This window comes from uncultured Roseobacter sp. (assembly GCF_947488185.1).
Taxonomy (GTDB): domain Bacteria; phylum Pseudomonadota; class Alphaproteobacteria; order Rhodobacterales; family Rhodobacteraceae; genus Roseobacter.
Map to the genome: position 1 here is coordinate 130,689 of NZ_CANKYM010000004.1, position 24,268 is coordinate 154,956.

A 24,268-nucleotide genomic window follows, 5' to 3' on the forward strand; every position below is an offset into this window, starting at 1 on the left:
CCGAACTTAAACAACTTGCTCGCGCATGTCGTCTTTGCTGATGCCTGCGACCTGAACCGGCTTCTTCATCGCGTCGCGGCGGAAGGGGTCACCCAGTTCCTGGTTGATCATGGCTTCGATCAGCGTGGTCACACCGTTCTCCATCTGGTCCTTGATCGCCTGATCCAGCGCCGCTGTCAGCTCTTCCTGAGTGCGGGCGATGACGCCTTTGAGACCACAGGCATTGGCGATCCCGGCGTAGGACACTTCTTCGTCCAGCTCGGTGCCGACGAAGTTGTCGTCGAACCAGAGTGTCGAGTTCCGCTTTTCAGCGCCCCACTGGTAGTTACGGAAAACGATCTGCGTGATCGCAGGCCAGTCGCCACGGCCGATCGCTGTCAGTTCGTTGACGGAGATGCCGAAAGCACCATCGCCTGCAAAGCCCACAACCGGCGTGTTTGGTTGCCCGATTTTCGCACCCACGATAGAGGGCAGGCCATAACCGCAGGGACCGAAGAGGCCCGGTGCCAGATACTTGCGGCTCTCGTTGAAGGAGGGATAGGCGTTGCCGATGGCGCAGTTGTTGCCGATGTCGGAGGAGATGATCGCCTCGACCGGCAGGGCGGCCTGGATCGCGCGCCACGCCATGCGGGGAGACATCCAGTCGGGCTTGGCCGCACGGGCACGCACGTTCCAGTCGGTGCCGGGATCATCCTGCTCTTCGTTCAGCGAGGTCAGCTCCTGCGCCCATGCCGACTTGGTGGTGGCGATGGTGTTCTTGCGCTCCGCGCGGTTGGTGTCGCCCGCGTCGTCGGAGAGTTGCGCGGTGATGCCTTGCGCCACCTTGGCCGCGTCGCCGACGATGCCCACGGTGACCTTCTTGGTCAGGCCGATGCGGTCGGGGTTGATGTCCACCTGGATGATCTTGGCGTCTGTGGGCCAGTAATCAATGCCGTAGCCGGGCAGGGTGGAGAAGGGGTTCAGACGGGTGCCGAGGCACAGGACGACATCTGCCTTAGAGATCAGCTGCATACCGGCCTTGGAGCCATTGTAGCCCAGAGGGCCCGCGAACAGTGGATGGTTGCCGGGGAAGGCGTCGTTGTGCTGGTAGCCGACGCAGACCGGTGCGTCGAGACGTTCGGCCAACACTTTGGAGGCTTCGATGCCGCCCTTGGACAGCACTGCACCGGCACCGTTCAGAATCACCGGGAACTTCGCGTTGCTGAGCAACTCAGCGGCGTTGGCAACGGCAGCATCACCACCCTGTGGCAGTTCGAAGTCAACAATCGCGGGCAGTTCAATGTCGACCACTTGCGTCCAGAAATCGCGTGGGATGTTGATTTGCGCTGGAGCGGAGGCGCGTTTGGCCTGCATGATCACGCGATTCAGGGTCTCAGCGATCCGGGAGGGGTCGCGTACTTCTTCCTGATAAGCCACGCAGTCAGCGAAAAGGTTCATCTGCTCCATTTCCTGGAAGCCGCCCTGACCGATGGTCTTGTTGGCCGCCTGCGGTGTGACCAGCAGCACTGGCGTGTGGTTCCAGTAGGCTGTTTTCACCGCCGTTACGAAGTTGGTGATGCCGGGACCGTTCTGCGCGATCATCATGCACATCTTGCCGGTGGCGCGGGTGAAGCCGTCGGCCATCATGCCGCCGGATGTTTCATGAGCGCAGTCCCAGAACTTGATACCCGCATCGGGGAAGATGTCGGAGATCGGCATCATAGCAGAGCCGATAATGCCGAATGCATTGTCGATCCCGTGCATTTGCAGCGTTTTTACAAAGGCTTCTTCAGTTGTCATTTTCATTGTGGGTGTCCCTGGATGAAAAGTTTCGATTCTCGGTTGCCGGTTACTTAGAGCGTACGGATGGGTGTGGTTAGGGCCAGTTGATTGCTTCGTTTAATCCCAGATCGCGTGTTTGGCACATCTCATCGGCGATCCGCGCGATGCCATCCGCAATGCGGCTTGCCGGGATGGAGGAGTAGGCGAGGCGGTAGTAGTTTTTTGGGCGTCCGGGCCCGCTGAAAAAGGCGTGGCCAGGTTCGATCAGGACGCCGCGTGTCTGCAAGCGGCGCGCCAGTTCTTGGGTGTCGATGTCGCTGCTCGCGCGCATCCAGAAAGAGGACCCGCCATATGCCCCTTGCCCGGCGATTTTCAGGCCCTGTGCAGTGATGGCATTCGCCATGATTTCGCGGCGTTCATGCAAGGCGGTGCCCATGCGCCGGATCAGCGCGTCATGATGACCCAGCGACAGGAAATAAGCGGCGGTGCGTTGCACATGGCCAGGCGGGTGCCGCAGCACCGAGGCACGCAGTGCGCGCGCTTCGCGGATGAAGGGCTCAGACCCTACCAGATACCCAAGTCTCAGACCGGGAAAGAGCGATTTGGAGAAGCTGCCTACATAGATCACGCGGCCATCCGTATCGAGGCTCTTAAGCGCGGGCGACGGGCTTTTGAGAAAGGACATCTCGAATTCATAATCGTCTTCGACGATCAACGCGTCCATGTCCGCGGCCCGCTCCAGCAGATCGTGGCGCCGATGCATCGGCATGGTGCCGGTGGTCGGGCACTGGTGGCTGGGCGTGGTGAAGATCACATCCGTATCGGGCGGGATCGCGTCAGGCGGCATGCCATCTGCATCAACCCGCACCGGGGTGACATGACAGCGTGATTGGCTCAGAACATCCCTGAGCGCCGGATAGCAAGGATCTTCCAGCGCCGCGCGCCGCCGTTGGGTCAACAAGACCTGTGTGGTCAGCCAGAGCGCGTTTTGCGCACCCAGCGTGATTAGGATCTGCTCAGGACGCGCCGTGATGCCACGCCGGGGCAGGGTGTGCCGCGCGATGAATTCGATCAGTTGCGGGTCGTCCTGGTCGTAGTAATCGGTGGTGAGGGCAGTAAAGTCTTTTTGACCCAGCGCTTTCAACGCACAAAGCCGCCAGTTGGCGTGGTCAAAAAGCTCAGGGTCAGCTTGCCCATAAATGAAAGGGTACCGATAGCCACTCCAGTCGGCAGGTTTGCGCGGCATGTCTCCACCGGAGAATTTCTGGCCAATGGCGCGGGTCCAATCCACCGCGTCCGGACCGGTCTGGCTCGGGGCGAAGGCCGGCGGTACCGGCGCATTGTCGGAAACATAGTACCCTGACCGTCCCCGCGAGGTCAGATAGTCGTTGGCCAGCAATTCCGTGTAGGCAATGGTTACGGTGATCCGGCTGACCCCCAGATGGGTCGCAAGCTTGCGGGTGGACGGCAGTTTTTCTCCCCGCTGAAAACGTCCCGACAGGATACCTTGAGCAATCATCTGCTGGATCTGCGACTGCAGCGTTCCCTGTGCGTCAGGATGCAGAAAGAATGTCTCGACGGGCAGCGCCATGACGATAGCCTATACTGGATATAGACTGCCATCAATCTGGTATTAATCAGAGGTGAAAACCCCCAATCTTTCCCCCCATCTGCACAGTCTGCTTTGACCAAAAAGCGAATTATTGAAACTGTTAGTATCATTAATTGATGAACTTGACAAGTGCTTCGCCTGTGGCCTCGTCCAGCATACCTGTGTCCCTGATTATGCAATATGCCGCAGATTTGGAGGCCCGTTTGATCTGTGTCAGTGACCGGCCCGTGTGGTGCGGCAAAACTGTGTGCGACCGAGAAGCGAGGCGTCGCACATGAGAGACATAGGCCTTTTCATAAAGCAAGCATCCACCTCACGGCGTGGTGCCGTGATCGCGGCGCCTTTGTGTCTCTCTGCCCGCCCTTCGCAACGAAGTTGAAGTGTCCCGCGTTTCAGAAGGGCGTGTTCATTTCCTATCAAACTCTGCCGGGTCTGACCCGGCCTCAGCCAACGGAGACATACATGGCCAACACCCCACACGAGTTGCACGAAGAGTTCCCGGATAAAAAGCAGGTGATCAGCGAACTGAAGGCATCGGATGGCCACTTTGCACGCCTTTTTGAGGAGTATCATGAGATCAATCGAGCCATTCATCGGGCGGAAACCAAGGTGGAACCCACTGACGATCTGCACATGATGGAAATGCGCAAGGAGCGAATGGTTTTGAAAGACGAGATCGCCAAATGTCTCGCCGACGTGTGAGGTTGCGCAGCCGAAAAAAGGAGTGATGAACGCAAAAAAGGCCCCGATTGTCTGCCGGGGCCTTTTCTAGTCTTGGCAGGTTAGCCGAAAACGCGGGTAAGGGCGCCGTCGACCGCGCTGCAGATGTGGTCGATATCGTCCTTGGTGGCAATCAGTGCTGGCGAGAAGCATAGCGTGTTGTTCTTGCCAGGCAGCGACCGGTTGGTCGCGCCGATGATCACGGCCTGTTTCATACAGTCGCCAACCACGGCCTGCACCATCTTTTCTTCGGCGGGGGCGCGGGTGGTGCGGTCAGCAACAAGCTCTGCACCAACAAAGAGGCCCTTGCCGCGCACATCACCGATCACCGCGTGCTTGTCCTGAAGCGCGCGCAGCTGGTCGACCATGTAGTCGCCCATGGCCACCGTGTTCTCGAGCAGGTTCTCGTCCTCGATGATCCGCATGTTTTCCAACGCCGCCGCCGGACCTGCCGTGCAGCCGCCGAAGGTGGAGATGTCGCGGAAGTAGCTCATGTGGTCCGAGGTGTCTTCTTTGAACATGTCAAAGACGGCTTCGGTTGTCGCCAGGACCGAGATCGCCGCGTAGCCCGAGGCCACACCCTTGGCCATCGTGACCATATCGGGCTGGATGCCATAGTGCTGATAGCCGAACCACGTGCCGGTGCGGCCCACGCCGCAGACGACCTCGTCGATGTGCAGCAGGATGTCGTATTTCTTGCAGATCTCCGCCACGCGCGGCCAATAGCCGTCGGGTGCTTCGATCACACCGCCGCCCGCTGTGACCGGCTCCAGGCAGAGCGCGCCCACTGTGTCAGGGCCTTCGCGCAGAATGATCTCTTCGATCTGGTTGGCAGCCCACTCGCCGTAGTTCTGTTCGGGCGCGCCCTCTTGCTCGTGCTTGCGGTATTCCAGGCAGTGCGGCACGCGCACAAAACCCGGGGTGTAGGGTCCGTATTGCGCGTTGCGCTCATCCTGACCACCGGCGCTGAGACAGGCAATGGTCGTGCCGTGGTAGTCGCGGTCGCGGTAGAGGATTTTGTGCTTCTTGCCGCCATAGCGTTTGTGCGCGATCTGGCGCACCATCTTGAAGGCCTTCTCATTCGCCTCCGAGCCGGAGTTGGCGTAATAGACGCGGCCCAGGCCGGGCATCTTGGTCAGCAGCTTTTCCGCAAAGAGCGCGCCGGGGATCGAGCCCACGGTGCCGCCGAAGAAGTTCATCTTCACGATAGCGTCGCGCACAGCATCGCCCATGCTCTCGCGACCATAGCCAACGTTCACGGTCCAGACACCGCCTGAGACGGCATCGATGTGCTCGATACCCTTCTGATCCCAGACCCGCATACCCTTGCCTTCGATGATGATCTTGGGGTCGGCACCGGTAAAGAAGGGCTGGTGCTGGATCAGGTGGTGCCAGACATTCGCGCGGTCCGCTTCGACGACGCGGCTGAGGTCGTTCTCGTTGAAATTACCGTCCATGAGTCGGGCCTTTCTGTTAGCGTAGAATCAGGTGAAATCGGACGCAGTAAGGTCCAGATTTGACTGACATGACTGTTTTTCCGACACTTCAAGTAGGGCCAGACGTGTGGCAAAGATAGAGCCAGATATGCAGTCCCTTCAAGTGTTATTGGTCCAGCGCCCTGATATTATGGGCCAAATGAACTCGAGCAATCAAATCCTGCGCTGCAGCGATGCTGTCAAAGTATGCCGCCTTTGTGAGCAGCATGATCAGTCACAAGATGTTTGGCGCAGTTTTCCCTGTGGCTTCATTTGCATCGCCAAGATTTGAAAACCTGGGGCACGTGTTGTGGAACAAATAACTCCACTGCGCTCCGACCTCTCGCAGGGCGAGTGGAAAATGGCTTCACGTTGCTTGCGCGACCAGATGGATCGGAAAAGCGACACCCATGGCAAAACTGGACTCATGAAGCCCCCCAAAGTGGACGTTTCTTCTCATTCGCGAGCATTGCCACTATGCGCCGCGTGACCCGCATAAGTGCCGGTCCGATTTAAGGGTTTTGCAATAGAGACTTTCAGGTTTTTGCAATGTCCCGCGTGGATTGAAAAGAGGGGCACTATTTTCGAGCAGTTTCATCCAGATGACAGTTTTGTATCAATAAGGCTCTTGCGGGCGCTGCAATTCTGACATTGGATGAAGACGTGCAAACAGAACGATAAGCGGCGGCAAGCCGCGACGCACCAAATGAAGGCCGGTCTGAAACAGGCTGGCGTATGATCAACGGGAGAACAAAATGATCAAAAAGACAACATGTGCTTTTGTAGCGGGCGCCGTGATGGCGATCAGCGCGCAGAGCGCGGTAGCAGACGGCCACGGTGAAATCACGGTTGGCTACTTCCTCGAGTGGCCCATGCCGTTCCTGGCCGCCAAAGCCTCGGGCGCATATGATGAAGCGCTCGGGATGAAGGTGAACTGGGTTTCCTTCGAGACCGGTACGGCGATGTCGGCGGCGATGGCCTCCGGTGACGTGCAGATTTCCGTGTCTCAGGGTGTGCCACCCTTCGTGGTTGCCACTTCGGGTGGTCAGGACATTCAGGTTATTGACGTCGCCGTGTCCTATTCTGAGAACGACAACTGCGTCGTTGCCGAAGCTCTGGAAATCGACAAGAGCAGCGCGGGCGAGTTGGCGGGCAAGAAGGTTGCTGTGCCGCTCGGCACGGCCGCACACTATGGCTTCCTGCGCCAAATGGACCACTTCGGCGTTGATGTCGCTTCCCTGCAGGTCGTTGATATGGCACCGCCAGAAGGGGCTGCGGCTCTGAGCCAGGGCGCTGTTGATTTTGCTTGTGGTTGGGGCGGCGGTCTCGCGCGCATGAAAGAGTACGGTAACGTGCTGCTGACAGGTGCTGAGAAGCAAGAACTGGGCATTCTGGTGTTTGACGTTACCTCTGCACCAGCTTCCTACATTGCCGAGAGCGGTGATGTGGTTGCGCAATTCGCAGCGGTGACAGCGGCGGCCAACGCGGATTGGAACGCCAACCAGAGCGACGAGATGCTGGCAGTGATCGCCCAGGAATCCGGTATGGATGTAGAAGCGGCGCGCGCGTCGATTTCCACGTTTGAATTCCCAAGCGTTGAAGAGCAGCTTTCGGAAGCATGGCTTGGTGGCAACGCGGCCGACTTCATGAAAGGTGTCGCAGACGTCTTCGTCGAAGCCGGGTCGATCGACAGCGCGCTCGACAGCTATGAGGACGCGGTGAACACAGGCCCGCTGTCTGCAGCAGGCGGCAGCTAATACTCGGGATCGGCGCGGGAAACAGCCTGCGCCGATCCGCCCAATGACCAGAGGCGGGGTCAACCCTGCCCATCCACCCGCAGTGCGCGGACAACAGGTGGGGACCATATGACCGGATTATCCATAAACAATTTATCGATGCGCTTTGAATTGCCGAATGGCGATCATGTGCAGGCGCTGCAGGACGTATCGCTTGACCTGAAAGCCGGGGAGCTTTTAAGCGTGCTGGGGCCATCGGGCTGCGGCAAGACGACATTGCTGAATATCGTGGCCGGCTTTCTGGCACCCACGGCGGGGGAGTTGATCCTGAACGGCCACAAGGTTACCGGGCCGGATGCGGAACGCGGCATGGTGTTCCAGCAGGGTGCGCTGTTCGAGTGGATGTCAGTGCGCGAGAATGTGGGTTTTGGCCCCTCGATGAAGGGCACGCCAAAAAAGGACAAGGACGAGACCGTCAACCACCTGCTCGACGTGGTGGGTTTGCAGGACTTCAAGGAAAAGGCCGTCTATGAGCTGTCGGGCGGGATGCAGCAGCGGGTGGCACTGGCGCGCTGTCTGGCCAATGATCCGGATGTGATCTTGATGGATGAACCGCTGGGCGCGCTGGATGCGCTGACGCGGGAAAAGATGCAAAGCCTGGTGCTGAAGCTCTGGAAAGAGACCGGCAAGACGATCATCCTGATCACCCACTCGGTGGAAGAGGCGTTGCTTTTGGGCGAGCGTCTGATCGTGATGGCCCCGCGCCCCGGACGTATCCACAAGGAATATCGTCTGCCCTTTGCCGATCTGGGCGTCGATGCGGACCTGCGGGAAGTAAAAAAACACCATGACTTTGGGCCCAAGCGCGAAGAGATCCTGAACATGATCTGGGACATGGAAGAAGAAATTATGGGCGGAACGGAGGATGCGGCATGATCCCTCTGCTGATCTATATTCTCATCTTCGTCGCCGCTTTCTTCATTGTCACCAAGGTGGTGCAGGGGGCCGGTCTGTCCGACTATACCTCGCTGAAAACCGTGACCTTCGGCGATGAAAGCGCTGTGCGGCCCAACCGTGCGGCAGGCATCATCTCGATCCTGACGATCTTCCTGATGTGGGGGATCTTCACTGGCTCCAGTCTGTTGCCGGGGTTTCTGCATGCGCCGGGGCCGTTCGAGGGCACGGCGAGCTTCACCTATACCGCTGAAGCGAACGGCGAGACGGATGACGCGACCGTAACTGTCATAGTGCATCCGCGCGAAGAGGCCACAGACGCGCCCGAGGTTGACCCAGGCGATGGCTTTGCCAAGAATGATTCCGCTGCGATTGCACAGTGGCGCACCGGTCTGATCAACGTGGCGCGTAACGACGAGATCTCCAAAAGCGATGGCAACAAAGTAGTCGCGATCAACGGGGAGGCGATCGTCCCGGGTGGAACCGTCGCGGTCGAGGGGGGAGCCGTGACGCTGAGTGACAAAGGCACGCCCAACTTCGAGCCAACCCGGGGGTGGCAGATGGAGCCGCTCTATCTGCCAGCGCCAGAGGAGGTTTGGACGCGTTCCATCTCCATTGCCAGTGAAGGCTTTAGAAACTTCACCTTGCTGGAGCATCTGGGGTACTCGCTTTTCCGGGTCGTCGTCGGCTTTCTGCTCGGCGCACTCGTTGGCATTCCTCTCGGGTACGCCATGGGGTTGAGCGACTGGTTCCGCGGCTGGTTCGACCCGATCGTGGAGTTCATGCGGCCGGTGCCGCCGCTGGCGCTCATTCCGCTGGTGATCATCTGGGCGGGCATCGGGGAGGCGGGCAAGATCATCCTGCTGTTCCTGGCGGCCTTGTGGATCATGGCGATTGCGGCGCGCTCCGGCGTGTCGGGTGTGAAGATCTCCAAGGTGCACGCGGCCTATTCCCTGGGCGCCAGCAAGTGGCAGATCATGCGCCACGTGATCGTCCCCAACTCACTGCCGGAAATCTTCACCGGCGCGCGGGTGGCGATGGGGGTTTGCTGGGGCACGGTTGTGGCCGCAGAACTGGTCGCGGCTGAGCAGGGAGCTGGCATGATGATCATGACGGCGTCAAAGTTCCAGAACACCGATATCGTCATCATGGGCATCATCCTCATCGGCGTGATCGGCTTTGGCATCGACATGCTCATGCGGTGGGCCGAGCGCCTGCTGGTCCCATGGAAGGGAAAAGGCTGATCCCTCTGAGGGCATCAAATACTCAAACGGAGCCTTCGGGCTCCGTTTTTTATGGGTAAAAGGTCACAATGATCACAGCTTCGTTCAGGAATGCTCAATCTGCTTGTGTAATGCTGTGCAGTGACTATTCCTGAGGAAACGAGCGTACAAAAGGCAGATTGCATGACATCCCAAACCCCGATGGAGGGTGCGATCCCAGTGGATCCTGCACCAAGGTCTGCTGCAAGCTGGGTTAGGGTGCTCGCCCGCTACCGTGAACCGAACACGGCGCGATCCTGGTTTGAAATCGCGGTTAGTCTTGTCCCCTTCCTCGCAATCTGGGCTTTGGCGTGGTGGCTTTTGTCGGTAAGTTACTGGGCGGGTTTCGCGCTGGCCTGTTTCAACGGCCTGTTTCTGGTACGTATTTTCTGTATCCAACACGATTGTGGCCATGGATCCTTTTTCAACAACCGCTTGCTCAGCGACTGGATTGGCCGGGCGCTTGGGGTGCTGACACTGACGCCCTATGATGTCTGGCGGCGCAGCCACGCCCTGCACCACGCAGGGTCTGGCAATCTGCAGAAACGTGGCATGGGTGATGTCTACACCTTGACGGTGGACGAATATCGCGCCCGCAATTGGTTTGGCAGGTTACGGTATCGCGCCTATCGTCACCCGCTGGTCCTGTTCGTGATTGGTCCGGCTTATCTTTTCTACCTCGAAAACCGTCTGCCTTTTGGCCTGATGGCAGACGGATGGCGCATTTGGGTCAGTTCCATCTGCACCAATATCGGCGTGGCTTCGACGGTTGGACTGATCCTTTACTTTGGTGGCTGGGTGCCGTTGGTGCTGGTCTTTGTCCCAACAACGCTGATTGCCGCAACTCTGGGGGTGTGGCTTTTCTACGTGCAGCATCAGTTTGAAGAGACCCACTGGGATCACGCTGAAGACTGGGCGCTGCACGATGCCGCGCTACACGGTTCGTCGCACTATGTAATGCCGAGGGTGTTGCAGTGGTTCACGGCCAATATCGGCATCCATCACGTACATCACCTCTATAGCCGCATCCCGTTTTATCGCCTCAGCGAAGTGCTGCGCGATCACGGGGAGCTGGCACAGGCCCAGCGGCTCAGCATCGCCGAGAGTATTGCTTGCGCCCGACTGCACCTGTGGGACGAGAAAGAACGGCGGCTTCTGTCCTTCCGGCAGATGCGTGCGGCCTACGGCGTCGCCTAGTTGCTCACGCAATGGTCAGGCTCCGTGCAAGCGACACGATAGATTCCGGATCGCAAAAAGGTTAACCAAGCCTATTGTCGGGCACATCACTCCCGCCTTCAGGTTATTGTTTTGCGCTTATTCCAGGTTTTCAGTTCGTATAATGCAGTCTTAATGTCAGGGTCTCAGCCGTGATCCGGCACTGGCTGCCGTTGCTTCTGATCTACGCAATTCTGATCGCGTTTGGGCTGATGATCAGTGACCAGCTGTCCGGGGCCATTGCGCAAAAAGCCGAGGCGGGTGCAAGCGGCATGATGTGGATGATCGGCCTGGTGTGCCTTATCTACATGCTCGCCTCCGCGATCCCCTTTGTCCCCGGGGCCGAGATCGGCCTGGGCCTGATCGCTGTCTTTGGCGCGCGTAGTGCTCTGCTGGTCTATGGCTGTATGATTGCGGCACTCAGTCTCTCCTACTTGATAGGCAGGCTGGTACCTGCGGACTGGTTGGCAGCAGCCTTACGCACGCTAAGGCTGCATAAACCCGCCGCGCTTGTGCATGAACTGGCCGATCTGCCCCCCGCCGCCTGCGAGGCCCGATTGCGCAACCACACCAGTAATCGTTTCCTGCTGGCCCTGCTCGGGTACCGCTACGTGGCGCTGGCGCTGGCCATCAATCTGCCCGGCAACACGGTGCTGGGTGGTGGCGGCGGGCTGGCGCTCTTTGCAGGCATGAGCAGGCTCTTCAGCCCCTTGGGCTTTCTGATCACATTGCTGATTGCCGTCGCGCCGATCCCGTTGACCGTCGTGATGATGGGCTACCAGCCCTAGGGTTTGCGCCGTGGCGTCGCGTTGGGTCCTTTGCCGCCGGGCTTGCCGCGTTTGTGCGGCGGCACAAACCGTTTCGAGGTGTCGGCGGCGCGTTTCTTAGAGGCACCGCTGTCGCGTTTGCCCGCCGGTTTGCCTTTGGGCCTGTCCTCCCGGGTGTCCCGCTTTGGCCGCTCGGATTTTGCCGCATCGCGGTTTTCCTTTGTCCATACGGGTTTAGCACGTGGCGCACGCGCGCCATCCGCTGCCGCATCCGATTTCGCTTTGGGCTTGGCCCCGGGCTTCATCGGTGAGCGGTCGGTTTTATGCGATTTTGGCGGCTTTTTCCCCTTGGGGGCGGCGGCGGGCTTATAGGGCTTCTTCTCTTCATGCGGCGCGCGTGCCTGTGGTGCATCGCTGCGGGATGGTTTCCGCCCATCCGGCTTTGAACCACGCGGTGGCGCGCTGCGCTCAAGATTGGGCGGGCTGTCCAGCCGGGTGAGGCGGGCGCCGTCTTCCAGCGTCATATCCGCCCCGACGGCGGCTACGAAAGCATCCGCCCGGCTGGCCAGCACCTCGACATAGCTGTGGTCTTGCTGAATGCGGATCGCGCCGATGTCATCCTTGGTCAGATCACCGCGCTTGCAGACCATCGGCAACAGCATGCGCGGCTCTGCACCATCGCGCCGCCCCAGCGAGACCGAGAACCACACGGATGGGCCAAATTCCTTGCGCGGGCGGTCATCCTTTGCCGTAGGGTCCGACAATTCCTCCGGCGCGGATTTGCGCGCGCGGCTGAGGTTGACAAAGGCGGCGGCCAGTTGCTCGGCAGAGAATTCAGCGACCAGTTGCGAGACGATTTCCTGCGCATCATCAGGCACGGGGTCGGTCCAGGAGGGGTCCGACATCATCCGCGTTTGATCTGCGGCTAGGACATCGGCTGCAGAGGGGGGCACATCCCACTCTGCCGTCAGCTTGGCCCAACCCAGCAGGCGGTTGGCCTTGCCGCGCATCTTGGGCGGCACGATCAGCGCAGAGACGCCTTTGCGTCCTGCACGCCCGGTGCGCCCGGAACGGTGCAGCAACGTGTCGGAATTCGATGGCAGATCGGCGTGGATCACCAGTTCGAGGTTCGGCAGGTCGATGCCGCGCGCGGCCACATCGGTGGCGACACAGACCCGCGCGCGCCCGTCGCGCAGCGATTGCAGGGCGTTGCTGCGTTCCGATTGCGTCAACTCGCCCGAAAGCGCCACAACCGAGAAGTTCCGGTTGGTCAGCCGTGAGGTCATGCGCGCCACCGCCGCCCGCGTGTTGCAGAAGACGATCGCGTTCTTGGCCTCATAAAAGCGCAGCACGTTGATGATTGCGTTGTCGATGTCGCGCGGATGCGTGGTGAGCGCGCGGTATTCGATATCTGCGTGCTGGCGGGCTTCTCCGGCGGTGGAGATACGCTGCACATCGCGCTGATAGCTCTGCGCCAGCTTGGCAATGGCTGCCGGGACGGTGGCCGAAAAGAGCAGGGTGCGGCGGTCTTCGGGCGTCTCGGAGAGGATGAATTCCAGTTCTTCCCGAAAGCCTAGATCCAGCATCTCGTCGGCTTCATCCAGCACCACGGCGCGGATGGCGGAGAGGTCGATATTGCCCCGCTTGATGTGATCGCAAAGCCGCCCGGGCGTGGCGACGACCACATGCGCCCCCCGTTCCAGCGCGCGGCGTTCGCTGCGGCTGTCCATACCGCCCACGCAAGAGGTCACAGCCGCCCCAGCCAGCCCATAGAGCCACGTCAGTTCGCGGTTCACCTGCATGGCCAACTCGCGCGTGGGCGCGATAACCAGCGCCAGTGGTGCACCGGCGCGGTCAAAATGGGTGTCGTCTCTCAGTAGGGTCGGCGCAATGGCAAGGCCAAAGCCAACCGTCTTGCCGGAGCCGGTCTGGGCAGAAACCAGCAGATCAGCCTGCGCAAGGCTCGGATCGGTGACGGCCTCCTGTACAGGTGTCAGCGTCTCATAACCCTGTTGTGCAAGGGCGTCGGAAAGGGTCTGGATCACGGAAAGGTCCTTCGTGTGATGTGCGGCTGGGCCGCCTGTGCGGGGGCGCGGTTGCGGCGTCGTTATGCCTTTGGCCGCCAAGAGTCGATGGGCATTCCGAAATACAACAGACCGGTGACGCATTGACGCTGCGGGGTTTTCGCGGCTAGCGTTCCGGGACACGAGGAAGGACGCATCGCCCATGTCACTGGAAACCTACCTTCTTTACCTCGCTGCGGTCGCTGTTTTCTTTGCCACTCCGCCGGACACCAGCCAGCTGTTGATCATTTCCAACAGCATCCGTCACGGGTTGCGCCGCAGCGTCTTTACCATTGTCGGCGATCTTTCTGCCAATGCGGTGCAGATGACGGCGGCGGCCTTTGGTCTCGCGGCGATCATCGCCACCTCCGCCAGTGCGTTTCTCTGGATCAAATGGCTTGGTGTTGCCTATCTGCTCTGGATCGGGGCGCAGCTGTTTCTGAGCAAGGATCAGGCGCGAGAGGCTGGCGCGGGCACTGCAGGCGGCGCGCTTAGGCTGTTCCGCCAGGGCTTCGTGACCTCGATGGCCAACCCTTTTGCGGTGGTGTTCTTTGGCGCGCTTTTCCCGCAATTCATCAATCCCGCGCAGCCGGTGCTGCCGCAGCTTTTCGTGCTCGGGGTGACGTATATCGTGGTCGATGGGCTGATCCTGCTGCTCTGGGGGTGGCTTGGGGTGCGGGCAGCCAGCGCGCTGCAGCGATTTTCCTTTGCTTTAGTCAATCGCATCTGTGGCACCTTGATGATTGCGGCGGCGGGTTTGCTGGCCAGCAAGGATTTCCAACCGCAGCGGTGATCAGAGCGCCAGGTCTTCCAACAGGTCAGCCATGGCGTAATCCGCCTTGGCACGCGCCCGTTTGAGCCGTCCGCCCTCCATCAGCACGAAACTGTCGCCCAGCCGGTAGGCGAAATCGGCGTTCTGTTCGACCAGAACGATGGCCATCTCACCCTGCGCGCGCAGCATCTCCAGCGCATCACCGATCTGCTGGATGATGTTGGGCTGGATGCCTTCGGTGGGCTCATCAAGCAAGAGCACCTTGGGTCGGGTGATCAGCGCGCGGGCGATGGCCAGCTGCTGCTGTTGTCCGCCGGACAGATCACCGCCCCGCCGGGTGCGCATGTCGCCCAGCACGGGGAAGAGGTCAAAGATGTGGTCAGGCACGTGATGATCCGACGTGGGTAGGCAGGCAAACCCGGTTTCGAGGTTTTCCAGCACGGTCATCATCGGGAAAACTTCGCGGCCCTGCGGAACATAGGCGATGCCGGCACGGGCGGCCAATGCGGCGGATCCCTGCGGCAAGCTTTGCCCGTTCAGCGTTACGCTGCCGCCGGAGGCCGGATAGCGGCCCGCGATGGCCTTGAGGAGGCTGGTCTTGCCGACGCCATTGTTGCCCATGACGGCCGTGATTTGCCCGCGCAGCGCGGCAAAGGTGATGTCATAGAGAATACGGCTCTGGCCGTAGTGCAGGGAGAGATCGCCAACCTCAAGCATGGGACCGCCCCAGATAGACGTCGATCACCTGCTGGTTCGAGGTGACATGGTCAAGGTTGCCTTCGGCCAGTACCGACCCCTCGTGCAGCACCGTGACCTTGCAGTTCAGGCGGCGCACGAATTCCATATCATGTTCGACAACCACAACGGCGCGGGTTTCAGCGGCGCGGCGCAGGATGTCGGTGGTCTTCTCGCGCTCTTCCACGGTCATGCCCGCAGCGGGTTCGTCGACCAGCAAGAGGCGCGGGTCCTGCGCCAGCAGCATGCCGATCTCCAGCCACTGCTTTTGCCCGTGGCTGAGCTCCTCCGCCGGGCGGGTGAGGCTGTCCAGCAGCCCGATCTCCTCGGCAATCGCCTCGATCCGCGCGGCGTTTTTTGCTGTCTTCTTGTGGGTCAGCACCGCGAAGGGCCCGCGCGGGTTCTTGAGCGCCATGGCGAGGTTCTGCCGCACGGTCTGGTCTTCGAACACGGTGGGTTTCTGAAACTTGCGTCCAATGCCTTCACGGGCGATCTGGCTTTCGGACATGCCGAGCAGCGAGATGTTTTTATCGCCCCAGATCACGTGGCCTTCATCCGGTTTCGTCTTGCCGGTCACGATGTCCATGAAGGTGGTTTTGCCCGCACCATTGGGGCCGATGATTGCGCGCAGTTCCGCCGGGGCGAAGTTGATCGAGAGATTGTTGATGGCGCGGAACCCGTCGAAACTGACCGATACACCGGAGACCTCCAGCAGCATGCTCATGGCTGTTTCCTCACCAGATAGTCAAAGAGCCCGCCGATGCCTTTGGGAAAGAGCAGGGTGACCGCGACGAAGGACACGCCCAGCAGTACCAGCCACCAGTCGGTCCATTGGATGGTGTAGAACCCGAGGTTGATGTCAGGTGCGCCGCCGCCCGTGAACCAGCTGGAGAGCAGCGAGACAAAGGCCGCGCCAATCACCGCGCCATAGAGCCTGCCGCGCCCGCCAATGGCGACCCAGACAGCAAGGTAGATCGAAGCGATGGGGGCGATTTCACCGGGGTTGATGATGCCCGCCTGTGGGTAGTAAAGCGCACCCGCGATGCCGGAGATGACAGCGGTGATGGTAAAGACGAAGAGCTTGTAGCTTTCCACGTGGTAGCCGAGGAAGCGCACGCGGGCCTCGTTATCGCGGATGCCCTTGATCACGCTGCCCATCTTGCCAGAGACGATCCAGGCGAAAAACACATAGCCTGCGCCGAGGGCTGCGGCAGAGATGAGGAAGAAGACGATGGCTATGGTGGATTGTGGCGTGCTTTCGAACCCGGGGATATTCTGCAGGCCTGAGAGGCCGTTGTTGCCGCGCAACCCGCTGTCGTTCTGGAAGAGGTAGAGCGACAGGGCCAGCGTCATGGCCTGTGTCAGGATCGACAGGTAGACGCCGGTAACGCGGCTGCGGAAGGCCAGCCAGCCAAAGACCAGCGCCAACAGGCCGGGGACCAGCACCACCATCAGCAGTTGCAGGACCAGGCTGTCGGCAAAGGCCCAGATCAAGGGGAACTCCGACGATCCGACCACGCCGAAGATCTGGTTGCCGATGGCGTCAGAGATCTCCTGCGGCGTGGGCGGGATGGTCTGGCCAGAGAGGCTCTCCAGCACGATGCCTTCGGTGCGGGCATACATCAGCCACATGCCGATGGCGTAGCCGCCAATGCCGAAAAAAGCGAAGTGGCCCAGCGAAAGGATGCCGCAATAGCCCCAGACCACGTCCATGGCGATGGCGATGAGGCAGAGGCAGAGGGTCTTGCCCAGCGTTTTCACGAAGGAGGTGGAAATCAGCCCGGCGCCCGTGGCCTCGGACAGCAGGGTGACCATGAGGGTGAAAAGACCCAGGGCGGCGATGAACCACAAGACGGACGGGTTTTCGGAGAGAAAGCTTTTGCGCATGGGGTCAGTCCGCCGCCGCCCGGCCTTTGAGGGCGACAATACCCTTCGGCCGGAACTGGATGAAAAGGATGATGAAGAGGATCATATAGGTCTGGGCCGCGAGCGTGTTCGAGGGGTTCAGCCATTCGATGCCCTTTTGCAGGAACCCGATCATCGAAGCACCCGCAAGCGTGCCCCAGACATTGCCGACACCGCCGACAACCACGGTCATGAAGCTTTGCACGATGTAATCCGCGCCCATTTCCGATGTCACCTTGGCGTAAAGGCCGATGGCCACACCGGCGATGCCCGCGATGCCGGAGCCTAAGCCAAAGGTGAGCATGTTGATCCGGTCGGGGTTGATGCCCATGCTGGCCGCCATGCCGGGGTTCTGCGTGACCGCGCGCACTTCCAGCCCCAGCCGGGTGCGTTTGAGCACAAAGAGGATCAGCGCCAGAAACAGCAGCGCCAGCACGAAAATCGCGATGCGGATATAGCTGATGGCGATCACGTCAGAAATCACCCAGGCGCCATCCAGCCAGTCGGGCGAGGTCAGCGGGCGGGCCTGCGTGCCAAAGACGTTCTTGGCCAATTGCTGCAGCGCGATGGAAATCCCGAAAGTGGCCAGCAGCGTCTCCAGCGGGCGGTGGTAGAGGTGGCGGATCACCAGCCGTTCCATCGTGACCCCTGCGCCAAAGGTGATGGCAAAGGCCAGCGGCAGGGCGACAAGGATCGAAACCGTGTAATCGGGGATGAAGGTCTGCACGACATAGCCCGTGTAGGCCCCCATCATGATGAATTCGCCATGGGCCATGTTGATCACGCCCATGACGCCGAAGGTGATGGCGAGGCCGATGGCGGCGAGAAAGTAGATCGAGGCAAGCGAAAGCCCGTCGAGCGCGAGATCCGCCGCCTGGGCAAAGGCCACCCGTTGTTCCACCGATGCGAGGGCGGCTTCGGCGGCGGCGGTGATCTCTGCGTTGGGTTCGTCGTAGAGATCGTAGAAGACGTATTCCCCCAGCGCATGGTCGCGCGTCTGCGTGGTGACGAGCGGCGGCGCCAGCCCTTCTTTGGCGAGCGCGGCATAGGCTCGCTCGCGCGCGGCATCTGTGCCAAGTTGGGCCAGAGGGACATTGCCAACTCGTCCGGCGACAATGTTAGCCTCCAGGGCGGCGCGGATCACTGGCGGTCCGGTGCGCGCCGGCGCAAAGCCTGCCTCTACCAGTTGGGCGTAATAGGCATCGGGCGCCTGCATCGGGTCGAGAATACGTGCGATGTTCCCTTCCGGCTCTGTTGGAGCGACGCCAGAACTGCTTTGCAGGATCTGATTGAGCACACTGCGCGCCTCGACGCTGGTGTCCTTGGCCAGACTGTTGATGGCGGTGATGCGGTCTTCCGGATTATCGGCAAAGCGGGTGGAGAGGAAATTGGCCAGCTGTATCTTGCGCGCCTTGAGGACTGGATCGGGTTCGCCCTCGACCGATGCCAGAAGGGGGGCGAGCTGGTCTGCAGCCGGGCGGCGCGCGATAGAGGCAACGGCGGTTGTGCGGCGCGTCAGATTGTCATCGCTGAGCTGGAATTGTACGAGCGCGGTGCCGATCACCCGGCGCACGCCGCCGTTTGGCTTGAGCTGCTTGAAATCTGATTTGTCTGCTGTGGTCTCTGCGCCGCTATCCACGTCACGCAGATTGATCTGGTCGTCTTCTACTGCGCCGATGAAGAACTGCCCGTCGCTGCTCTGCCACACCGATTTTTCTACCCAGGCCTCCAGAAAGCCCGGCACTGTTGGCAACCCGGAGGCAACCAGGTCCTCCAGCGCAACATTTACAGTCTTGCGCGAGGGCTTGGCGATTTCATCCGCATGAGTCTGCAGGATCGCCTGAAGCTCCTGCGCCTGCGCGGCCATAATTGTGCCAAAACAAAGTGCAATGGCGTAGAAAAAGCGGCGCATGGGAGTAGCCTTTGGTCTTGGGTGTTGCGGGGCCGCGGGGAGGAGGATGCGGCCCCGGTCTTGGCGATCAGTAGTTCGAGGTCAACTGAACGCAGGTTTCTGTCTCGGTGTTGAACATGCCGCAGCCGAGCTCTTTCCAGTCGGAGACAAGCTTGGCGCTGTCAGGCAGGAAATCGGTCCAGGCGTCGCCCGGTACTTCCTTGGTCTGCGAGATGATGTCGAACTGACCGTCCGCCGTGATCTCGCCGATCAGCACCGGTTTTGCCAGATGGTGGTTCGGCAGCATGACGGCGGTGCCGCCGGTCAGGTTCGGGAATTCCTGCCCGTACATGGCCGTGCGCACGGCATCGACATCGGTGGTACCCGCTTCGGTCGCCGCGTTCACCCACATGTTGAAACCGATGTAATGTGCTTCCATCGGGTCGTTGGTCACGCGCTCTTCACCGGCAAACGCCTTCCAGGCGTCGATGAATTCTGTGTTGGCCGGCGTGTCCGCAGATTGGAAATAGTTCCACGCGGCGAGGTGTCCCACCAAGTTCGACGTGTCGAGACCGGAGAGTTCTTCTTCACCCACCGAGAAGGCCACAACGGGGATGTCATCAGCCGAGATATCAGCTGCCGCCAGCTCCTTGTAAAAGCCGATGTTGGCGTCCCCGTTGATGGTGGAGATCACGCCGACCTGTTTGCCATCTTCACCCAAGGCAACCACATCGCCCACGATGGTGGCCCAGTCAGAGTGGCCAAAGGGCGTGTAGTTCACAAAGATATCGTCCGCTGCAATGCCTTTGTCCTGCAGGTATTGCTCCAGAATATTGTTGGTCGTGCGCGGATAGACATAGTCGGTGCCGAGCAGGGCGAATTTCTCCACGCCCAGTTCTTCGAGGAAGTAATCCACTGCCGGGATCGCCTGCTGGTTGGGCGCGGCGCCGGTGTAGAAGACGTTCTTGGAGCTTTCTTCGCCCTCATATTGCACCGGGTAGAATAGCAGCCCGTTCAGCTCTTCGATGACCGGCAGTACGGATTTGCGCGACACGGAGGTCCAGTTGCCAAAGATCACGTCGACATCGTGCACGGTCAGCAGCTCGCGCGCCTTCTCTGCAAAGAGCGGCCAGTCGGAGGCGGGATCGACGACCACGGCCTCGATCTGGCAGCCCAGCACGCCACCAGCGGCGTTCTGCTTTTCGATCAGCATCAGCATGGTGTCTTTGAGCGTTGTTTCGGAAATGGCCATGGTTCCGGAGAGCGAGTGCAGCACACCCACCTTGACCAGGTCCGCGCATTCGGCGGCGGCCATGGCGGCGCTACCCAATACGGCAGCGGTTACATAGGAGGAAAATTTCAGCGTCATAGGTCGTTCGTCCCTGTGTGTCGCTGCGGGGGACTCGGGCGGCGCATCGGGCGCTTTCCAAGGGTGGTCTGACCGGTGTAAGTCAGGTCCCGCAACAGTGATGTTGTAGTCGCGCGGGGGGAGCTATCTGCCAGGATGGCCCCCTGCGCGGCGTTGATGCCCGTGTTGAGCGCACTCAATTGACCGCAAGCATGGGATACGGGCCAGCGAATGCTGGTGCCATAGGCGCGAATGCAGGGTTCTGCTGACAGGGGTGCCTAAAAACTAGCGGAATGCTTAATTATTAGACGGATGGCGTCTTCTGGCGCGGTCGTGCCGGTTCGTTCCTGAGGTTTTGAGGTGGCCGTCAGCCAAGATCGAAGAGCAGATCGTAGATGGGGCGCAGCGCTGTCATCTCTCGCAACGTTCGGGCGGTGAGACTGGGTTTGGTCACAAAACCGGGGTCCTCGATATCTTTCCAGCCGGAAAAGCCCTTGCGGCGCAGCGCATCGCCATGCGGATGTGCCTTGTCGAAACCGGGTGGTACGCGTTTCAGGTCCGGCGCGCTGACCCTGAGCCCCTGCGTCGGCAGCGCGTTCGCGAGGCGGATCAGAGCAGCCCCCTGCGGCCCGGCCATCGCAGCCCGGAACCGTGTCAGACCCTCCTTGTCGTATTGAAACACGCCGCAGCCCAGCGACAGCTTTTCCGGCGAGAGGCCAAAGAACCACATCGGCGGGCTCAGCTGATCCGACTGCGGCGCAAAGGAGATGTGGATATGCGCATTATAGGGCGTCTTGTCCTTGGAAAACCGGATGTCCCGGTTGATCCTGTAGATCTTGGCGTCATGCGTCCGCCCGGTGAACTGTCCCAGCGCGTCGCTCATGTGACGGGCAAACTCTTTGGTCGGCTCCCGGACTTCGACCTCATAGGTCTTCCGGTGCTGGTTGAACCAGTCGCGTGTGTTGTTGGATTTCAGATCGGTGAGAAATCCCAACGCTTCTTTGGAAAAGTGATCGAAACGGGGCATGCGAAGGTCCTTTCACGATTTGGGCGGAAGGGTGGCGGCATGTGCGAGGCAGAGGCTCAACCAATTGCGCAGTTTGGCGTTGGGGCAGTCCTCATCAACCACCAGAATGAAACCACCCAGCTTGCGGGTGTCGTGAATGACGGGCCGCGCTTCCGGCTCGGCGAGGGCGGCGGCTTCGCGATCCTTGCCGACTCGGAACATGAAGCGGCGGACACCGTCCTTGTCGCGCCGCGCGCCGCTCAGCATGTTGCCGTTGAGGAAAAAGCAGGTGCCGCCCATCATGCGCTTTTCCGAGATGCCCGCATGCGCCTCAAGGGCGAGGCGCATGCGGTGGGTGAGTTCGGCGTCCTGCGGCATCAGATGATCCCGGCGAGGGCGAGCAGGATAACGGCGCCCGAGACCAGCATCGTGAGGGATGTGAGCACCGCGCCAATGAGCCGCCCCACGTTGTCCGGTGACGTGCGCAAACCGGCATAGTGGATCAGCCGCGCCGCCAGCAGCGTGCCGCCACAGCCAAACACCAGCCAAAGGGGTGCGCCCACCAGTTCGACGCCCGCCAGCCCGAGCAGCGCCAAGGGCACATATTCGGTAAAGTTTCCATGCGCGCGCATGCGTCTGAGCAGGTCCTCGTCATCACCGTGCAGCAGCATCACACCCGTCTCCACCCGCCTGAGGCCCACGGATATCGACATGGGAACGCTGATCAGCACGAAAAGCGCGGTGAAAAGCAGCGTGATTTGTGGTGCGTTTTCCATTGAGGTATCTCCCCTGTATGCGCCTCAGGAGGCCATGCTCTCATAGGTGATCAGGGCGAATTGAGCGCCCTGCGGGTCGGTCAGGGTTGCCATGCGGCCGACACCCGGCATGTCCGTCGGTGGCGTCAGAACCGTGGCGCCCTTTGATTGTGCCTTTTCCACGCTGGCATCGACATCAGCGACGGTAAAATAGATCGTCCAACTGCCACTTTCTTCGGGCATGGGCGAGAACCCTCCAATGGCCGTCTCACCCACCACGGCAGCCCCGTAGCTTGACCCGTCCTGCATCGGCATCTCGTTGATCGACCAGCCCAGAACCTCCTTGTAGAAGGATTTGGCCTGCCCGGCATCGGGGCCAGCATGGCCAATCCACCCGGCGTTTCCCACGGCTGTCATGTCCAGAATACTCATTTTAATGCTCCCTTGATTGCGCCCGCCCACTGCGGGACTGAACCAAGGACGCAGGACGAGAGACCATCCCTACACGGGGCGCAGATTTTTTTCGCAAAGGGCGATTTTTTCGCGGATCACGGCGCCTTCCGGTTCTGTCGGGTTCAGCTCCAGTGCACGCTCCAGCGCCGCCTTGGCGGCCCTGTGATCGCTGATCTGCTCCAGCAGGCTGGCGCGCATCGTATGGTACCAGCGGTACCTGTCGAGTTCATCAGCGAGGGGCGCCATCTCCGCAAGCGCGAAACCGGCGCCCTTGGTCCTGGCCTGCGCGGCAATGTGGTTGAGGCGCACGACAGGTGTGGGCTGTATCGCGTAGAGTGCTGCGTAATGGGCTTCAATCGCCAGCCAGTCGGTCGCTTCTGACGAAGCCGCCCGCGCGTGTTCCGCCGCAATGGCCGCTTGAATGCGGTAGGGTCCGAGGTGGTTGAGACGCGACGCCTTTTGCAGCAGGGCAGACCCTTCCGCGATATTGGAGAGGTCCCATTGCCTGCGGTCCTGATCTTCGAGCGCCACCAGTTTACCACCTGCATCAGTGCGCGCATCGCGCCGCGCATGTTGGAACAACAACAGGGATAAAAGCGCCACTTGTTCGCCCATGCCCGGAAACAGCGTCACCAGCAGACGCGCCAGCCGAATTGCCTCTTCACACAGGGTCACCCGGATCTGGATGTCCCCGCCGGAGGTCGACCAGCCTTCGTTGAACATCAGGTAAATCATCAGGGAAACGTCGCCAAGCCGTCTGCCGCGCTCCTGCGGGCTGGGGGTCTCGAAGGCAACCGGGTTGTCCGCAATTCGCTTCTTGGCGCGGGTGATGCGTTGCTCCATCGTTTTGGGTTTGATCAGGAAGGCCTGTGCAATCTCGCCGACGGTCAGACCGCCAACGATCTTCAGGGCCATCGCAATCTGGTCCTGCCGTTCCAGCGCAGGGTGGCAACAGATAAAGAGCAGGCGCAGGACGTCATCGCGCAACTCATCCGGATCGGGCGCGGGCTGGTCCACGGCTTCCAGATCGGCTGCGTGATGCGCCAGAAGCCTCTTTTGCCGCTGTGCCTTGCGCAGCCGGTCCAGCCCGGCGTTGCGGGCTGTTGTCAGCAGCCAGGCCAGCGGGTCGCGGGGTGTGCCGTTCTCGGGCCAATCGACCAGGGCTTTGACACAGGCTTCGGCAAAAACCTCCTCTGCGATCTCGATGTCGCGGAAGTATCGCGTCAATGCGGCCATCGCATGAGGCCGCTGCGTGGTGAAGCTGGCTTCCAGCCACCCGGTCACTCCGACGATATCGCGCCGCCCGCCCAGGCAATGGGGCGTACCTCGAGCCGCGCAATGGGCGACGATATCATCCGGGCATGTTCCAGCGCGTCGTCCAGGGTCTGGAAGTCGGCAGCATAAAAGCCCAGAAAACTCTCCTTTGTCTCAGCAAAGGGCCCGTCGGTGATCAGCGGCTTTTGGTCGGCCGTTGCTGGCGGTTCCACGGTCACGGCGGTGGAGGGTGGCATCAGTTTGACGGAGATGAAGTCGCCGCGTTTGTCCAGCTCCTCCTGTAGCGCCCGGTGCCCGGACATGACCTCTTGTTGCTTTGCCGCTGGCAGGTTTTCGAAAACGCCTGACTCTCCGTAGATCGTGATCGCGTACATCATCTTGCTATCTCCACAGTTGCTTTCCGATGGTGCAAGGACGCGCCAGGGATTGCAAATCCGACAAGTGGAAGTTGGATTTGCGATCTTTTCAATCTGGCAACCGCAAAAAGGCAACAACGGCGCGACGATACCCGTGGAGTTAATAGAGTTTGACCATGCCTCATGGATTGCCTCGGGAGCCAAGAC

General features: G+C 60.5%; 22 protein-coding genes. 7 read left to right on the plus strand and 15 right to left on the minus strand.

The window, feature by feature from the left end:
* Positions 1–6: 6 nt before the first annotated feature.
* Positions 7–1,785, minus strand: a complete 1,779-nt coding sequence (gene xsc / locus Q1A52_RS16245; RefSeq protein WP_300017664.1) for a sulfoacetaldehyde acetyltransferase — start codon at positions 1,783–1,785, stop codon at positions 7–9.
* Positions 1,786–1,855: 70 nt separating this feature from the next.
* Positions 1,856–3,352, minus strand: a complete 1,497-nt coding sequence (locus Q1A52_RS16250) for a PLP-dependent aminotransferase family protein (RefSeq protein WP_300017667.1) — start codon at positions 3,350–3,352, stop codon at positions 1,856–1,858.
* Between the two features lie 483 nt (positions 3,353–3,835).
* Here Q1A52_RS16250 and Q1A52_RS16255 point away from each other — a divergent pair, with 483 nt between their 5' ends.
* Positions 3,836–4,075 (plus strand): DUF465 domain-containing protein, encoded by a 240-nt coding sequence (locus tag Q1A52_RS16255; protein WP_299779227.1) that lies wholly within the window; start codon positions 3,836–3,838, stop codon positions 4,073–4,075.
* Positions 4,076–4,155: 80 nt separating this feature from the next.
* Here the strand turns inward: Q1A52_RS16255 and Q1A52_RS16260 are convergent, their stop codons facing one another.
* Positions 4,156–5,550, minus strand: a complete 1,395-nt coding sequence (locus Q1A52_RS16260; protein ID WP_300017670.1) for an aminotransferase class III-fold pyridoxal phosphate-dependent enzyme — start codon at positions 5,548–5,550, stop codon at positions 4,156–4,158.
* A gap of 773 nt (positions 5,551–6,323) precedes the next feature.
* On the opposite strand from Q1A52_RS16260, the gene Q1A52_RS16265 reads away from it, so the two are divergent.
* From Q1A52_RS16265 to Q1A52_RS16285, 5 genes are all read left to right on the plus strand, one after another.
* Positions 6,324–7,325, plus strand: a complete 1,002-nt coding sequence (locus tag Q1A52_RS16265) for an ABC transporter substrate-binding protein (protein WP_299779223.1) — start codon at positions 6,324–6,326, stop codon at positions 7,323–7,325.
* A gap of 108 nt (positions 7,326–7,433) precedes the next feature.
* On the plus strand, positions 7,434–8,240 hold the full coding sequence (locus tag Q1A52_RS16270) for a taurine ABC transporter ATP-binding protein (protein WP_299784656.1): 807 nt from the start codon (positions 7,434–7,436) through the stop codon (positions 8,238–8,240).
* Positions 8,237–9,502, plus strand: coding sequence for an ABC transporter permease (locus Q1A52_RS16275; RefSeq protein WP_300017673.1), 1,266 nt, complete (start codon positions 8,237–8,239; stop codon positions 9,500–9,502). The genes Q1A52_RS16270 and Q1A52_RS16275 overlap by 4 nt, the downstream gene beginning before the upstream one ends.
* A 162-nt stretch (positions 9,503–9,664) precedes the next feature.
* Positions 9,665–10,717 carry a fatty acid desaturase gene (locus Q1A52_RS16280; protein WP_300017676.1) on the plus strand — a complete coding sequence of 351 codons (1,053 nt, stop codon included), beginning with the start codon at positions 9,665–9,667 and terminating at the stop codon, positions 10,715–10,717.
* Between the two features lie 170 nt (positions 10,718–10,887).
* The gene (locus Q1A52_RS16285; protein ID WP_300017679.1) at positions 10,888–11,523 is read left to right on the plus strand and encodes a hypothetical protein; all 636 of its coding nucleotides are present in this window, start codon (positions 10,888–10,890) and stop codon (positions 11,521–11,523) included.
* Here Q1A52_RS16285 and Q1A52_RS16290 read toward each other — a convergent pair.
* On the minus strand, positions 11,520–13,547 hold the full coding sequence (locus Q1A52_RS16290; protein ID WP_300017682.1) for a DEAD/DEAH box helicase: 2,028 nt from the start codon (positions 13,545–13,547) through the stop codon (positions 11,520–11,522). The genes Q1A52_RS16285 and Q1A52_RS16290 overlap by 4 nt on opposite strands.
* Before the next feature lie 181 nt (positions 13,548–13,728).
* On the opposite strand from Q1A52_RS16290, the gene Q1A52_RS16295 reads away from it, so the two are divergent.
* Positions 13,729–14,358 carry a LysE family translocator gene (locus tag Q1A52_RS16295; RefSeq protein ID WP_300017685.1) on the plus strand — a complete coding sequence of 210 codons (630 nt, stop codon included), beginning with the start codon at positions 13,729–13,731 and terminating at the stop codon, positions 14,356–14,358.
* Here the strand turns inward: Q1A52_RS16295 and urtE are convergent, their stop codons facing one another.
* The 11 genes from urtE to Q1A52_RS16350 form a co-directional block, all read right to left on the minus strand.
* Positions 14,359–15,054, minus strand: a complete 696-nt coding sequence (gene urtE / locus Q1A52_RS16300) for an urea ABC transporter ATP-binding subunit UrtE (RefSeq protein WP_300017688.1) — start codon at positions 15,052–15,054, stop codon at positions 14,359–14,361. It lies immediately after the preceding gene.
* Positions 15,047–15,796, minus strand: a complete 750-nt coding sequence (gene urtD, locus Q1A52_RS16305; RefSeq protein ID WP_300017691.1) for an urea ABC transporter ATP-binding protein UrtD — start codon at positions 15,794–15,796, stop codon at positions 15,047–15,049. The genes urtE and urtD overlap by 8 nt, the downstream gene beginning before the upstream one ends.
* Complete coding sequence (gene urtC, locus Q1A52_RS16310) at positions 15,793–16,959, minus strand: urea ABC transporter permease subunit UrtC (RefSeq protein ID WP_300017694.1); 1,167 nt, start codon at positions 16,957–16,959, stop codon at positions 15,793–15,795. The genes urtD and urtC overlap by 4 nt, the downstream gene beginning before the upstream one ends.
* Positions 16,960–16,963: 4 nt before the next feature.
* Complete coding sequence (urtB, locus tag Q1A52_RS16315; RefSeq protein WP_300017698.1) at positions 16,964–18,889, minus strand: urea ABC transporter permease subunit UrtB; 1,926 nt, start codon at positions 18,887–18,889, stop codon at positions 16,964–16,966.
* 67 nt (positions 18,890–18,956) lie between these two features.
* Positions 18,957–20,237 carry an urea ABC transporter substrate-binding protein gene (gene urtA, locus Q1A52_RS16320; protein ID WP_300017701.1) on the minus strand — a complete coding sequence of 427 codons (1,281 nt, stop codon included), beginning with the start codon at positions 20,235–20,237 and terminating at the stop codon, positions 18,957–18,959.
* 346 nt (positions 20,238–20,583) lie between these two features.
* The gene (locus Q1A52_RS16325) at positions 20,584–21,243 is read right to left on the minus strand and encodes a DUF2461 domain-containing protein (protein WP_300017704.1); all 660 of its coding nucleotides are present in this window, start codon (positions 21,241–21,243) and stop codon (positions 20,584–20,586) included.
* A 12-nt stretch (positions 21,244–21,255) separates the two neighbouring features.
* Positions 21,256–21,600, minus strand: a complete 345-nt coding sequence (locus tag Q1A52_RS16330; RefSeq protein ID WP_300017707.1) for a TfoX/Sxy family protein — start codon at positions 21,598–21,600, stop codon at positions 21,256–21,258.
* Positions 21,600–21,998, minus strand: coding sequence for an MAPEG family protein (locus tag Q1A52_RS16335; RefSeq protein WP_300017710.1), 399 nt, complete (start codon positions 21,996–21,998; stop codon positions 21,600–21,602). The genes Q1A52_RS16330 and Q1A52_RS16335 overlap by 1 nt, the downstream gene beginning before the upstream one ends.
* Before the next feature lie 24 nt (positions 21,999–22,022).
* A complete protein-coding gene (locus Q1A52_RS16340; protein WP_300017713.1) occupies positions 22,023–22,409 on the minus strand; it encodes a VOC family protein in 387 nt (128 codons plus the stop codon).
* A 69-nt stretch (positions 22,410–22,478) separates the two neighbouring features.
* Positions 22,479–23,714 (minus strand): sigma-70 family RNA polymerase sigma factor, encoded by a 1,236-nt coding sequence (locus Q1A52_RS16345; RefSeq protein ID WP_300017716.1) that lies wholly within the window; start codon positions 23,712–23,714, stop codon positions 22,479–22,481.
* A complete protein-coding gene (locus Q1A52_RS16350) occupies positions 23,711–24,082 on the minus strand; it encodes a YciI family protein (RefSeq protein ID WP_300017719.1) in 372 nt (123 codons plus the stop codon). Before Q1A52_RS16350 ends, Q1A52_RS16345 begins: the two co-directional genes overlap by 4 nt.
* Between the last annotated feature and the right edge of the window lie 186 nt (positions 24,083–24,268).

Coding starts and splice junctions, on each gene's coding strand:
- xsc (WP_300017664.1), bottom strand. CDS start 1,785: ATGAAAATGACAACTGAAGAAGCCTTTGTAAAAACGCTGCAAATGCAC.
- Q1A52_RS16250 (WP_300017667.1), bottom strand. CDS start 3,352: ATGGCGCTGCCCGTCGAGACATTCTTTCTGCATCCTGACGCACAGGGA.
- Q1A52_RS16255 (WP_299779227.1), top strand. CDS start 3,836: ATGGCCAACACCCCACACGAGTTGCACGAAGAGTTCCCGGATAAAAAG.
- Q1A52_RS16260 (WP_300017670.1), bottom strand. CDS start 5,550: ATGGACGGTAATTTCAACGAGAACGACCTCAGCCGCGTCGTCGAAGCG.
- Q1A52_RS16265 (WP_299779223.1), top strand. CDS start 6,324: ATGATCAAAAAGACAACATGTGCTTTTGTAGCGGGCGCCGTGATGGCG.
- Q1A52_RS16270 (WP_299784656.1), top strand. CDS start 7,434: ATGACCGGATTATCCATAAACAATTTATCGATGCGCTTTGAATTGCCG.
- Q1A52_RS16275 (WP_300017673.1), top strand. CDS start 8,237: ATGATCCCTCTGCTGATCTATATTCTCATCTTCGTCGCCGCTTTCTTC.
- Q1A52_RS16280 (WP_300017676.1), top strand. CDS start 9,665: ATGACATCCCAAACCCCGATGGAGGGTGCGATCCCAGTGGATCCTGCA.
- Q1A52_RS16295 (WP_300017685.1), top strand. CDS start 13,729: ATGTCACTGGAAACCTACCTTCTTTACCTCGCTGCGGTCGCTGTTTTC.
- urtE (WP_300017688.1), bottom strand. CDS start 15,054: ATGCTTGAGGTTGGCGATCTCTCCCTGCACTACGGCCAGAGCCGTATT.
- urtD (WP_300017691.1), bottom strand. CDS start 15,796: ATGAGCATGCTGCTGGAGGTCTCCGGTGTATCGGTCAGTTTCGACGGG.
- urtC (WP_300017694.1), bottom strand. CDS start 16,959: ATGCGCAAAAGCTTTCTCTCCGAAAACCCGTCCGTCTTGTGGTTCATC.
- urtB (WP_300017698.1), bottom strand. CDS start 18,889: ATGCGCCGCTTTTTCTACGCCATTGCACTTTGTTTTGGCACAATTATG.
- urtA (WP_300017701.1), bottom strand. CDS start 20,237: ATGACGCTGAAATTTTCCTCCTATGTAACCGCTGCCGTATTGGGTAGC.
- Q1A52_RS16325 (WP_300017704.1), bottom strand. CDS start 21,243: ATGCCCCGTTTCGATCACTTTTCCAAAGAAGCGTTGGGATTTCTCACC.
- Q1A52_RS16330 (WP_300017707.1), bottom strand. CDS start 21,600: ATGCCGCAGGACGCCGAACTCACCCACCGCATGCGCCTCGCCCTTGAG.
- Q1A52_RS16335 (WP_300017710.1), bottom strand. CDS start 21,998: ATGGAAAACGCACCACAAATCACGCTGCTTTTCACCGCGCTTTTCGTG.
- Q1A52_RS16340 (WP_300017713.1), bottom strand. CDS start 22,409: ATGAGTATTCTGGACATGACAGCCGTGGGAAACGCCGGGTGGATTGGC.
- Q1A52_RS16350 (WP_300017719.1), bottom strand. CDS start 24,082: ATGATGTACGCGATCACGATCTACGGAGAGTCAGGCGTTTTCGAAAAC.